The sequence below is a fragment of the Peptoniphilus sp. HMSC062D09 genome (assembly GCF_001811425.1).
Classification (GTDB): Bacteria; Bacillota; Clostridia; order Tissierellales; family Peptoniphilaceae; genus Peptoniphilus_A.
In genome coordinates this window covers 125722-138754 of the sequence record NZ_KV804706.1, presented here as the reverse complement: position 1 = coordinate 138754, position 13033 = coordinate 125722, and the positions used below count along the sequence as shown (strand labels likewise).

Sequence of the window (13033 nt, the reverse complement as noted above, 5' to 3'; positions counted from 1 at the left end):
ATTAGGTCCAACTTTATGGGGTCACAACATATATTAACGTAAGGGTTTTTTTTAGTTCATTTTTCTGTAAAGTCCAACAATTTTTCCCAATATATCGACTTTGTCAAAATAGAAAGGTTCCATATTATCATTTTCAGGTTGAAGTCTATACCTGTCCTTTTCTTTGTAAAAAGTTTTTATAGTTGCTTCATCTTCTATTAAGGCTAAAATTTTTTCTCCATTTCTAGCAGAATTTGTCTTTTCAATAATTACATAGTCTCCGTCATAAATTCCTGCATTGATCATACTTTCTCCCTTAACCTTTAAAATAAAAAGTTCTTTATTTGAAACAAATTCAACAGGGAGTGGCATAGTATCTTCAATATTCTGAACAGCTAAAATAGGAGCACCAGCTGTAACTCTGCCAACAATTGGCACATCCACAGTTTTCTTTTTAAGCATTAGTATGTCGTCATCTTGGGGAACAATTTCAATAGCTCTAGTTTTTGAAGCATCTTTTCTAATATAATTTGTAGATTCTAATTTTTCAAGGGCATAATAAACAGTTGAAGTTGACTTAATATTACAACCTGAACAAATTTCACGAACAGTAGGTGGGTAGGACTTAGATTCAATAAATCTTTTAATAAAAAACAAAATTTCAAGGTCTCTTTGGTTTAAATCTTCGTACATGGGTTTACCTCCTAATTTTTCTATATTAATAATATCATACTTAAACAAGTATTTCAAACGATAGTTTAAATAATTGTATTATTTCCTTGACATAATAGAACTTTAGTTGTAACATATGTTTAGAACTTATATTTGACACACTTGTTTACTACAGGTGTTTAAACTTGATTCAAACAAATTTAAATGAGGTGATTTTATGAAGAGAATTATTATTAATAAGCCAAAAGTTCTTTTATTTTTATTTATAATTTTTATATTTAATTCTGGGTTGATCATTAAAAAAGATGAATCTATAAATTTTATGAGAGAAGAAGAAGCTATAATAGATGTTTACACTGTAAAAAAGGGTGATACTTTGTGGTCGATTTCAAATAATTATGAATATAAGAATAAGATGAAATTTATTAATGATGTGGAAAAATTAAATAATATTTCACCCTACGAGATTAAACCAGGTTATAAATTAGCTATACCAATATACGAAAACAAATAGATAAGCTTCATGCACACGCTTTTATTTGACTTATGCTTTTAAAAGATATACAATTATTTTAAGGCTTATGCCTAAAAATGATTTTAAAATTTGAAACATGAAAACTAAATAGGAGGTGTGTATGAATGGATTTTAATACTTTAATTATTGTCGTTATTATCGGAATAATTGGTATGGCTGTTGGCTATGCTATTCGAAAATATATTTCTGAAGGTAAACTCAAAAATGCTGAAGAATTATCACAAAAGATGATTTACGATGCTGAAAATCAAGCTCAAACTCAAAAAAAAGTTTTACTTGTTGAAGCTAAAGAAGAGATTCAAAAACTTAGATCTGAGCAAGAAAAGGAAGCAAAAATTAGAAGAGCTGAAATCAAAGAAATGGAAGACCGCGTTATCTCTAAGGAAAAGCTTTTAGATAAAAAGTCTGCTCAAGTTGAACATAAGGACGAAAAACTTACTAAGAAATTAGAAGGTCTTAGAGAAAAGGAAGACCAAGTTGACGAACTTATTAAAAAGAGAGAAGATGAACTTCAAAAAGTTGCTGGTCTTACCAAAGATGAAGGTAAAGAGATTTTACTCAATGAATTGAAAAAAGAAATTACTAATGAATCAGCACTTATTATTAAAGAAAATGAAAATAGAATTAAAGAAGAATCCGGGAAATATGCAAGAAATGTAATTGCACAAGCTATTCAAAGATGTGCCGCTGACCAAGTTGCAGAATCTACTGTTGCTGTCGTAAATCTTCCAAATGATGAAATGAAGGGAAGAATTATAGGCAGGGAAGGTAGAAATATTAGGGCTATTGAATCAATAACTGGAGTAGATTTAATTATTGACGATACTCCTGAAGCTGTTGTGTTATCCTGCTTTGACCCTATAAGAAGGGAGATTGCAAGAGTAGCTTTAGAAAAACTTGTAAATGACGGCAGAATTCATCCGACTAAGATTGAAGAAACTGTTGAAAAGGCTAAAAATGAAGTTGAAACTATTATTAAGGAATCAGGTGAACAAGCAGCTTATGATGCTGGAGTTCACGGACTTCATCCAGAAATTATTAAATATTTAGGTAGACTTAAATATAGAACTAGTTATGGACAAAATAACCTTAAACATTCAGTTGAAGTTGCTGAAATTGCTGGAATATTAGCTGGAGAAATTGGTGCAGATGTTAAACTTGCCAAGAGAGGCGGACTACTACACGATTTAGGAAAATCTGTAGACAGAAACCTTGATGCTCCACATGTTGATATTGGAGTTGAAATTGCAAGAAAATATCACGAATCTGAATTTGTAATTAACGCAATTCAATCACATCATGGCGATGTTGAACCAAATTGTGTTGAATCAGTTCTAGTTCAAGCAGCTGATGCTATTTCCGCAGCAAGACCTGGAGCAAGACGCGAAACAGTTGAATCTTATATTCAAAGGCTTGAAAAACTTGAAGAAATTGCCAATGAATTTGATGGTATTGAAAAGTCTTACGCTGTTCAAGCTGGTCGTGAAATTCGTATAATAGTAAAACCTGAAAAAATATCCGAGGCGGAAATCACTATTACTGCTAGAGATATTGTTAAGAGAATAGAGGCTGAACTAGATTTCCCTGGACAAATTAAAGTTAATGTTATAAGAGAAACTAGAGCAGTTGAATACGCTAAATAATTAAGAACCTGACTTGTGTCAGGTTTTTATTTTTGTAGGAGGTGATAGATTGATAAGTTCAAATCTAGTTGATGATTTTTTAGATTATATGAAGTCAACTAAAGGATCTTCTGATAACACTGTTAAAGAATATTACTACGATTTAAGAGTATTTGTTAGGTTTATAAAAAGAAGAAAAAACTTAGTAGATGATTCCATTGATTTTAATGACATTCCCATTGAAGATATAAGTCCAGAAGTGCTAGAAAGTGTTACTAAACAAGATATATACGCCTATAATGCTTTTTTAGAGAGAGAAAGAAAGATTTCCAATAGATCAAAATTTAGAAAAATTTCATCAGTTAGAAGCTTTTATAATTATTTATATGCTAAAATTGAGGTAATTAAGAAAAACCCAATTATTGATATAGATATGCCTAAGGTTGAAAAAACTCTCCCTGTATATTTAACCTTGGACCAAAGTTTAAACCTTTTAAAGACAATTGAGAAGGCAAAAATGAAGCCAGTTTATAAAAAAAGAGATTATGCTATTGTAACCTTGTTTTTAAACTGTGGCATGAGGCTTTCAGAGCTTGCTGGTATAAATATTTCTCACTTACAAGATGATAATACACTAAAGGTAATAGGCAAGGGCAATAAAGAGAGAACTATCTATCTAAACGAAGCTTCTGTTTATGCTGTTAACGAGTATTTAAAGCTTCGTCCTCAAATAAAAGATGACGCCTTATTTTTGTCCATGAGAGAGCAGAGAATGAGTAACAGGTCGATTCAGCACATGATTGAAAAACATATTAAAAACTCTGGACTTGACACAAATAAATACTCTGTCCACAAACTCAGACATACTGCTGCAACACTGCTTTATCAATATGGCAATGCTGACATAAGGTCTTTACAAGAGATATTGGGGCATGAATCTGTTAATACTACAGAAATTTACACTCACGTAAACAAAAAGTCCCTTAAAAAAATGGTAGAATCAAATCCTCTTGCCAAAGTAAAAGAAGAGGATTAACATTTAAAAACTTATAATAAAGGAGTAATTATGAAAAAATTTAAAAAACTTGCTATTGTTGGAATAATGTCTATGCTATTAAGTACATCTGTTTTTGCAGCTGGAAAATTGCCTAAGGACGCTCTTGATAAAAATATAAATATCTATATCAACAATAACCTTCAAAGCATACCAGAAGGCATGGGTAGGGCATACCTTGACAAAAACACTAATAGGGTAATGGTTCCTATTAGGTATATATCTGAAAATTTAGGCGCTCAAATCAATTTTTATCAAAGAAAGGAAACTAATACTAGTGGAATTTTAATTGGTGCCATAGATGTCCTTGTAGAGCTTGATATTAATTCAACTAAGGCAAAGCTAAACTTAGGAGGAGAAGATTCAGTTGTAAACTTAGATTCTCCAGCAATTTTATATGATGGAAGGACTTATGTGCCTATAAGATTTATTTCTGAAACTTTAGGTCTTAATGTTGATTGGAAAGATGATTCAGTTTATATTTCTGGTAAATTTAAAACTAAGGGCAAGAGATATAATTATGAAGAAGATAATAAGGAAGAGGAAATAAAGAAAGAAAACACTGCTGATAAATATTTAGATCAATTTAATATTCCAAGAGAAAAAGTTCAAGAAGGAAAAGAATCAAATTCTATTTTCCAATAATTTTTAGTTGATTTATATGATATTTTAAAATAAAAGGCAAAGTTAATTTGTTTAAATCTTTAAAATATCAATTTTCTCTATTAAAAGTTTTATTGGTATGATAGGGTATTGGAAAATATTTGAATTAAGAGAGACAAAAATAGTCACAAAATAATAATTTTGTGACTATTTTTTATGTTTTTCATTTAAATTAGCTTAAAATATGTTATTTTATAAGTTCTCTCATATTGGCAATAAATCAATGATTATTGAAGTATTTACATTAAACTTCAAGCAAAAATATTTTTTTACATAACCTTCAACCAAATTTTTTTTATTTTGTTCTTAACATATTATTTTTAAATCAATCTTTAATTTATATTGCTCTCATTATTTTTATTTTATTTATCACACACATTGATATTATTTTAAATAGCTTTTAATAATAATCATCATATAATATTATCCTTATTAAACTAATTAATTACGTTAAATTATTTTAAGCTCAAAAAACTTAATCAATTTAATAATTCTAATTTTTGCAGCAAATTATTTTTTTCTTAAATGATCTTATTTCTATACCACCAATAAAAATTTTTGTTTATGTCTAATTCTGTATTGTTAATTGTTTTAAAAATTTTCATTAATTTATAACATACATATGTTCTAAACATATATTTGTTTGGACATCTAAATCTGTAACTATACTCCATCAAATAAATTCCTAAAATATGTTATAATTATTTTCAGGTGATAAAATGTCATTAGACGGAACAGTAGTAAAAAACTTAGTTTATGAAATAAATAATCGCGTTATTGATGGAAGAATCGATAAAATTTACCAGAATAACAATGATCTTTTGATTAATATAAGAGCTAAAGGTCAAAGAGAAAGACTCTTTATATCCATTTCTGGAAGCCCTAGAATGTATTTTAGTGATGAAATCTTCGACAGCCCGCAAAATCCTCCAGCATTTTGCATGCTTTTAAGAAAACATCTTGAGAACAATCAAATTCTTAAAGTAAGTCAATATAAAATGGATAGAATTATAAAAATTCTGGTTAAATCTCGCGATGAGCTTGGCGAATATAGCAAGAAAGCTCTTATAATTGAGCTTATGGGCAAACATTCCAATGTAATACTTATTGATGATGATTCAAAGAAAATTATTGACTCATTAAAGAGAATTAATTTTAATTTATCTAGCGTGAGAGAAATTTTACCAGGCTTAACTTATAATCCTGAAGATATTTCAGAAGGACTTGATCCTTGCCAAGTAGATTCTATTAGTGATTTGATTAAAGATTCAAGGGAAAATTTAAACATAAAATCTTTTTTCTTAAAAAATTTTACTGGCATAAGTCCACAGATGTGTAACGAAATTGAATATATGTCTAATATTGACTTTAAACGAAACCTGTCAGCCTTAACTGAACCTGAGATTATTGAGCTTGATAAAATATTTTCTAAAATCTTTAAAATTGTAAGAGAAAATAATTTTAGTCCAATAAAAATTTATAGAGAAGATTTATTTAAAGACTTCTATTCCCTTGATTTAGAAAGCTTAAATGATAAGGAAAAAATAAAGGTTGAAAGCATCTCTTCCCTACTTGAAGAATTTTATAATTCTAAATTTTTAAGAGACAGTCTTGGTTCAAAGAGTAAAGAGCTAAAAAAACTTGTAAAGAAAAATATAGAAAAATTAAACAGAAAACTTTCAAATCAAGCCAATGAATTAAATGTAGCCCTAAATAGAGAGAAATTTAAGGTTTACGCAGACTTGATTTCTTCAAACTTTTATAAAATAGAAAAAGGTGCCGATTCAGTTACTGTGGAAAATTTTTATGACGAAATGAAAGAGATGATAATTCCCCTAGATCCAACTTTAGATGGACCATCTAATGCTGCTAAATATTATAAAAAGTACTCCAAACTAAAAAACGCAGCTAGCTTTTTGACTGAACAAATTGAAATTGGCAAATCAGAAATTTCTTATTTAGAATCAATTTTACTTAATATTGACTTTGCTGAAAGGCCAGATGAAATTGATGAACTCTATGAAGAGTTGGAAAAAGAAGGATACTTAAAGAAGAAAAAGAAAAATAATAAAAAGAAAAAAGATTCTGATGAAAATTATATTACAGTAAAGACTGAGGATGGCTTTGATATTTATGTAGGAAAAAATAATAGACAGAACGACTACTTGACGCATAAAAAGGCGAAAAAAAATGACCTCTGGTTCCACGTTAAGGACGCACCAGGATCTCACGTAATCCTAAAAAATGACAACAGAGATTTTACAAATAATTCTCTTTTAACTGCTGCAAAACTCGCAGCTAAGTATAGCTCTCTTTCAAAGTCACAAAACATCCAAGTGGACTATACCTTTAAAATGTATGTAAAGAGACATCCCGCAAAGAAGCCAGGACTTGTGACTTACACAAATTATAAAACAATAAATATAAACATATAAAAAAGAATAAGGTCGCCCCTTATTCTTTTTCTTCGTCTTCATCTATAATATTTAATCTAGTTAAAACTAATTTATAGCCATCAGCTCCGTAATTTAGAGATCTATTAATTCTGGAAATAGTTGCTGTTGAAGCCCCAGTTTCACCTTCAATTTGATGATAAGTTTTATTTTTTACAAGTAATTTAACAACTTGTAATCTTTGAGCTATTGCTTGCAATTCCTTAACTGTGCAAATATCTTCAAAGAATCTATAACATTCCTCTAAATTTTCCAAAAGCAAAATAGCTTCAAATAACCCGTCTACTTCTTTGCTCTTTATTTTTGAGTCGTAAATCATTTTATCCTCCTGACTTTATAAGTAATAAAAAGTAATATATGAACAATTCATATTTTCACTAATATATTAACAATTTTACTTGCTAAAGTCAAGAAAAAATTACTGATTGTATACACTTACCTCGCTTATTCCCTTCTTATTTTTCACTTGGAAAGCTTTGTCACAAATTTGAGAAAGATAAGGATTATGAGTGACCATAATTATCTGTCTGTCAAATAAATTTGAGGATTTTTTAAGAAATTCTCCCAAGTTAAAAACATAATCATTGCTCACATGTTTTCCTGGTTCATCTAGTATTAGTGGTCCAGATAATTTTGGCTGATTTAACTGCAAAAAAGCAATTCGAAGGGCAAGGGAAATAATATCAACTACCCCACCACCTCTTGCAATTTCAGGCTTAGTCTTTACACTATAGCCTTCAGGGTAATTGCTTTGCACAAAAAATTCAGCTACAGGAACAGATCTTGCTTCTGAAAGTTCAATTAAAAATTCAATATCAGTTTCAAAAATAAATTGCAGACATTTTGTCACAGTATCCTCAATTTGTCTTTTTGATTGTTCCCTAGCAAATTCAGAAGTCTTTTGGAATAAGAGAGAAACTTGTGTGAGAATATCGCTGTAGTTTTCCCTATCCTTTAAAACTTTTTCTGTTTTTTCTAATTGCTCTGATAATATTTCTATTTTTCCCTCATCGCTTAAGATTTTCTTATTAAGTTGATTTAATTTTAAATCAAGTTCTTTTAAGTCCAAAATATCACAACCTAGGCATTAAATTGTTGGCTTCGTCAAAAAGTTTGTCTATTTCATTTTTTAAATTAGAAATTTCACTTTCAAGGTCTTCTGGCTTAATGCCAAGCTTTTCAATTTCAGCAAGAATTTCTTTTTTTTGTGAGTTTAACTGTTCAAGCCTAGCTTCAGATTTATATTTCATACTTTTTAATCTGTCTAGTTGATCCTTTAAATTTTTTAAATTTTCTTCGTAATTCATTTAATCATTCCTCAAGTGGTACTTAATGTGTTCAATTGACTCGTCATCGATTTTACTGTAACAGAAAGGACAAACCCCCACAGCAAGAATTGTCTTTTCATAAGATGCAGTGCAATTCCTTATATTTTCATCTAAATTTTTTAATTCATTCTTTGTTTCAAAAATTTTAAGAGATAAATCTTTAAAACTTCCCTTAATATCCTTTAGTATTTTTAGATTCTTGGATTTATCTTCAATACTTTTTGAAATAAAATCAATTTTATCATTATTGTCAAAATTTTTTATGTAATTATTACCTAGAGCAAGCTTAGAATCAATATTATTTAAATCAGTTCTGTATCTATAAATTTTTGAATAAAAATCCATTTTATTTTCTAAATTTTCAGAAATTCTTTGAATTTCATCATTATTTTTATAATTTTTTAAATCCTTATTAACTTCTGAAAGTTCTTTAATATTTTTCTTGTATTTATCGTATAAACTTTCATAAATAAAGAGTCTATTTTTATTTTCACTAATTTTTGAAACCCTTAAAGATAAGTCATCCAAAGATTTAAGTTTATCCAAATTATTTTTTATTAAATCAATCTCCCTATCAGTTTTTACGATTTTTTCTAAATGATTTTCAAAATTATTTTTCTTTAAGAGAGAATTTTCCAAATTAGGAATTACTATCTCTAGTTTATTTAAATTTTTAAACTTTTCAACTAAATTAGAAACTTCTTCTAGCTCAATTTTATTTTTATCGAGATTTTCTTTTAATTTAAAACATAAATCGAGTCTGTCCTGTAAATCTTTTATTTTATTTCTAATTCTTGTAATTTTTTCATACTTTTCTTTATAATCTTTTATATAAGAAAATTCATCTAATTGTTCCTTAAGGTCGTCCCTATTTTTTCTCAATTCAACAATTTCTTGGTTAGTTCTCTTATTATCCCTAACTACATTTCTGAGAGCATCATCTACATAATTGACGCCAATTAATCTTCCAATAGCAGAAGCCCTAAGTGATGCCTGTTCATTTAACAGAAAAGGACCATCTAGTTGCTCAGCTATATTTAAAATCGTTTTATTGTTTGAATTGTCCAAGGGAACCTTATACATATTAGTGACATCAGTGATTTCTTTTGGCACATCTATACCAAAGCCTTCAAATCTCATTTCATTTCCTGAAGAATCTACAAGAAAGTATGAATTTTTCGATGGAGTTTTCGCTCTCTCAACTACAACGCCATTGGAGAAAGTGACTTTTACTGAGACCTCCTTCTCCCCTTGTCTAATAAAATAATCGCCCTTAGGTTCATTGTAAAGAGCCCACTTTATTGCTCTTAATATTGCAGTTTTTCCCACATCAGAATTGCCGAGGATTACATTTAGTCCTCGGTCAAATTCCATCTCTGTGTATTCATGAGATTGAAAATTATGAAGTTCAATTTTTTTTATATAAATCATAAATAACTAACTCCATTAATTTGAGCTTCTTCAACTCTCTTTAAAGCTTCTTTTTTTACTTCTTCAGAAATATTTTCGCTTTTAGAAATTTTTAAAAGCAAATCAAAAATATCTAAACTATTATAATTAGTGGTTGCATCAATACTTTCCTTAAATTCAGCAAGCTTTATTCCCTTAAATTGATGTCTTTCCATTTCAGACCTATCTAAAACTTCTTCGCCTGGCTTAGCACATTTTAAAAATCTGTCTTCAATTTTTATTTCATCAGCTAAGCTTATGATATTTACCTTTGGTCTTCTATTGATTTCAGCTTTTGAATTTGAAATTCTTATTAAGGCACCAGGGTTTACAAAGTATTTATTGTCTAGCTCAACTGTTTTGAAGCCAAAATGATAGTGTCCACCAAGAGTTATATCTGCTTTAGTGCTTCTTATGTCCTCTATTAAAGTATGTGAAACCTCTTTTAAAAAAGGTTTGTCAATTAAAAACCCATGGGTCATGTGGATTGAGTACTTGCAAGTATTATCCACTTCATCTAAAATATAATTTTCCCTATTGGAAGCATCATCCATGGAATATACATAGGGTGAACCAGTAAGCTGCACCCTAATATCCTTTTCTAAAATAATTTTTTTGTAATTGACTAAGTTCATGACTCCTAAATTACAAAGAAGTCCAAGCATAGTTCTATCAAGAGTATCGGGATTGTGACCAAAAATATCGTGATTGCCACTAATAATATAAATTGGTACTCCAAAACTTTGGAAAATTTTTGCGAAATCAGAGACTATGCTTACAGAGACATCAGGTCTATCAAAGAGATCTCCTCCGTGAAGGACGTAGTCAATTTTTTCTTCTTTAATAATACTTGCTACCTCTCTTAATTTTTCCTTTAAAGTCTCCTGGTAATCATCAAGTCTATTTTGTGGGCTTGTGCCTCTTATGTGAGTGTCTGTTAAATAGAGTAATTTCAAAAAATCACAACCTATTTATCTTCTAAAAAATTTTCTGATTTTGCATCTGTATTTTCAGCTTCGATTTCATCTTCTGGGATTAAATTATAATGAAGTCTAACTTTATGTTCAATTTCCTTTAAAAGTTCAGGATTTCCTTCTAAAAATTCTTTTGCATTTTCCCTTCCTTGACCAAGTCTTTCTTCACCATAAGAATACCAAGCTCCTGCTTTTTTTACAATTTCTGCTTCAGTAGCTACATCGAGAATATTTCCAACGCTAGAAATACCCTTTCCATACATAATATCAAATTCAGCTTGTTTAAAAGGCGGAGCAATTTTGTTTTTAACAACTTTAACTCTAACTCTGTTACCTATCATTTCATCGCCCTTTTTTATGATTTCTGTCCTTCTAATGTCAAGTCTTACTGAAGAATAAAATTTAAGAGCTCTTCCTCCAGTAGTTGTTTCAGGATTTCCAAACATAATTCCAACTTTTTCTCTCAGTTGATTTATGAAAACCACTGTACACTTTGATTTATTTATAGCACCAGTAAGTTTTCTAAGAGCTTGTGACATAAGTCTTGCTTGAAGACCAATTTGAGCTGCACCCATTTCCCCATCGATTTCTGCCTTTGGAACAAGTGCTGCTACTGAATCAATTATAATTAAATCTACAGCATTAGACCTAACTAAAGCCTCTGTTATTTCAAGAGCTTGTTCACCAGTGTCTGGTTGAGAAATAATCAAGTTTTCTATGTCAACGCCAAGATTTTTTGCATATCCTGGGTCAAGAGCGTGTTCTGCGTCTACAAAAGCACCAGTTCCACCCATCTTTTGAGCTTCTGCCAACATATGAAGTGCTAATGTAGTCTTTCCTGAAGATTCTGGTCCATAAATTTCAATAATTCTACCCTTAGGTATTCCACCAATTCCAAGAGCAATATCTAGTGCAAGTGAGCCTGTAGGAATTGAATCAATATCAAGCTTAACATCGTCTCCTAAAACCATTACTGATCCTTCACCATATTGCTTTTCAATTTTTGACAAAACATTGTGAAGGGCTTCTTGTTTTTCTTTGCTTAAATTACTATCTTTCATAATTACTCCTTAAAATTTTTTCTAAGTACAAAAAGTATTTGAGATAATACTCTGTTGACAGTGCTTCTTCTTATTTTATTTCTATCTCCGCTAAAGAAATAGTGCTTAGTATAAAAATTATCATCTGAAAAATAAATGCAAGTGAAGACATTTCCCACTTCAGTTTCAGATGAATTAGGTCCAGCTTCTCCAGTTGTAGAGACTCCAATATTAGCATTGGATCTTTCCTTAACGCCCCTTGCCATTTCAAAAGCTGTATTTTCGCTAATGGCTCCAAAATCATTTAAAGTATTCTTTGAAACCCTTAAATTTTTATTTTTTGAATCATTGGAATATGTGACAAGGGAAGTTTCCATAACCTTTGATGCTCCACTAATATCTGTAATTGCAGTGCTAAGCATTCCACCAGTTATGGATTCGGCAAAGGAAATTTTTAAATTATTATTTTTCAAAATTCTCACAATTTCTCCTGCCACATCATCATTATTTTCAGAATAGACATGAGTGTCAAATTCAGCATATAGAGACTTTACAACTTTTTCAATAGAAAATTGCAGTTCATCTTTTTTAGTGCTCTTGCCAATAATTTTAACTTCAGTATAAGTTCCATGAGCAAAGGTATTTATGCTGACAGAATCATCGTCAAAGGACATCTTTCTAATTCTATCTTCTATAATTGATTCTCCAAGACCTATAATGTCTATGGATTTTACCATTATATTTTCCTCAGTAAAGGATTTATTGGCAAAATAATAGTCCAGCATTGGCTCCATTTCATTTGGTGGTCCTGGAAGAAGAATTATTCTCTTTCCTTTAAATTCAATTGACTCACCAAGGGCTACTCCCCACTTGTTTTCAATCTTTTCTGAGCCTTCTATTAACATAACCTGCTTTAAATTATTTGGAGTCATGGTTCTGCCAAGTCTTGTAAATGTATCAATCATCTTTTCCTTTTCAGCTTGGTCAAGATAAATTTTTCTATTTAAAAACTTTGCCACAGCATCTCTAGTTATGTCGTCATTAGTGGGTCCAAGCCCACCACTTATTATGATTAAATCAGATGATTTTGTAGAGTATTCTAATTCCTTGACTATTTCATCTAAGTCATCATCTACAGAAACTTGCCTTACAACATCTATTCCCATGTCAGTTAACTTTACAGAAATGTACTTGGAATTAGTATTTGTAATTGAGCCAATTAAAATTTCTTTTCCAACTGTCAAAATGCTAGCTTTCATATTTC

At 29.9% G+C, this 13033-nt stretch carries 13 protein-coding genes; 5 read left to right on the top strand and 8 right to left on the bottom strand.

The features are described 5' to 3' along the window. Positions 1 to 51 precede the first annotated feature (51 nt). On the bottom strand, positions 52 to 672 hold the full coding sequence (gene lexA, locus HMPREF2801_RS04645) for a transcriptional repressor LexA (protein WP_070610808.1): 621 nt from the start codon (positions 670 to 672) through the stop codon (positions 52 to 54). 196 nt (positions 673 to 868) lie between these two features. Here lexA and HMPREF2801_RS04640 point away from each other — a divergent pair, with 196 nt between their 5' ends. The 5 genes from HMPREF2801_RS04640 (at position 869) to HMPREF2801_RS04620 (ending at position 6960) form a co-directional block, all read left to right on the top strand. Further along, the gene (locus tag HMPREF2801_RS04640) at positions 869 to 1165 is read left to right on the top strand and encodes a LysM peptidoglycan-binding domain-containing protein (RefSeq protein WP_070610806.1); all 297 of its coding nucleotides are present in this window, start codon (positions 869 to 871) and stop codon (positions 1163 to 1165) included. Between the two features lie 125 nt (positions 1166 to 1290). Then, the gene (gene rny, locus HMPREF2801_RS04635) at positions 1291 to 2829 is read left to right on the top strand and encodes a ribonuclease Y (RefSeq protein WP_070610804.1); all 1539 of its coding nucleotides are present in this window, start codon (positions 1291 to 1293) and stop codon (positions 2827 to 2829) included. A 49-nt stretch (positions 2830 to 2878) separates the two neighbouring features. Further along, on the top strand, positions 2879 to 3844 hold the full coding sequence (locus HMPREF2801_RS04630) for a tyrosine recombinase XerC (RefSeq protein ID WP_070610802.1): 966 nt from the start codon (positions 2879 to 2881) through the stop codon (positions 3842 to 3844). Positions 3845 to 3874: 30 nt separating this feature from the next. Further along, entirely contained in the window at positions 3875 to 4507 is a 633-nt protein-coding gene (locus HMPREF2801_RS04625; RefSeq protein WP_070610800.1) for a copper amine oxidase N-terminal domain-containing protein, read from the top strand. 737 nt (positions 4508 to 5244) lie between these two features. Then, the gene (locus HMPREF2801_RS04620; protein WP_070610798.1) at positions 5245 to 6960 is read left to right on the top strand and encodes an Rqc2 family fibronectin-binding protein; all 1716 of its coding nucleotides are present in this window, start codon (positions 5245 to 5247) and stop codon (positions 6958 to 6960) included. 19 nt (positions 6961 to 6979) lie between these two features. On the opposite strand, the gene HMPREF2801_RS04615 is transcribed toward HMPREF2801_RS04620, so the two are convergent. From HMPREF2801_RS04615 to HMPREF2801_RS04585, 7 genes are all read right to left on the bottom strand, one after another. Further along, positions 6980 to 7297 (bottom strand): YerC/YecD family TrpR-related protein, encoded by a 318-nt coding sequence (locus HMPREF2801_RS04615; RefSeq protein WP_019124432.1) that lies wholly within the window; start codon positions 7295 to 7297, stop codon positions 6980 to 6982. Between the two features lie 99 nt (positions 7298 to 7396). Continuing rightward, complete coding sequence (locus tag HMPREF2801_RS04610) at positions 7397 to 8047, bottom strand: OLD family protein (protein WP_070610797.1); 651 nt, start codon at positions 8045 to 8047, stop codon at positions 7397 to 7399. A 4-nt stretch (positions 8048 to 8051) separates the two neighbouring features. After that, a complete protein-coding gene (locus HMPREF2801_RS04605; protein ID WP_070610795.1) occupies positions 8052 to 8285 on the bottom strand; it encodes a hypothetical protein in 234 nt (77 codons plus the stop codon). After that, a complete protein-coding gene (locus HMPREF2801_RS04600) occupies positions 8286 to 9737 on the bottom strand; it encodes an AAA family ATPase (RefSeq protein WP_070610793.1) in 1452 nt (483 codons plus the stop codon). Further along, entirely contained in the window at positions 9734 to 10711 is a 978-nt protein-coding gene (locus tag HMPREF2801_RS04595; RefSeq protein WP_070610792.1) for a metallophosphoesterase family protein, read from the bottom strand. The genes HMPREF2801_RS04600 and HMPREF2801_RS04595 overlap by 4 nt, the downstream gene beginning before the upstream one ends. Before the next feature lie 11 nt (positions 10712 to 10722). After that, a complete protein-coding gene (gene recA, locus HMPREF2801_RS04590) occupies positions 10723 to 11790 on the bottom strand; it encodes a recombinase RecA (RefSeq protein WP_070610790.1) in 1068 nt (355 codons plus the stop codon). A 2-nt stretch (positions 11791 to 11792) separates the two neighbouring features. Next, complete coding sequence (locus tag HMPREF2801_RS04585) at positions 11793 to 13028, bottom strand: competence/damage-inducible protein A (protein WP_070610788.1); 1236 nt, start codon at positions 13026 to 13028, stop codon at positions 11793 to 11795. Positions 13029 to 13033: the final 5 nt, after the last annotated feature.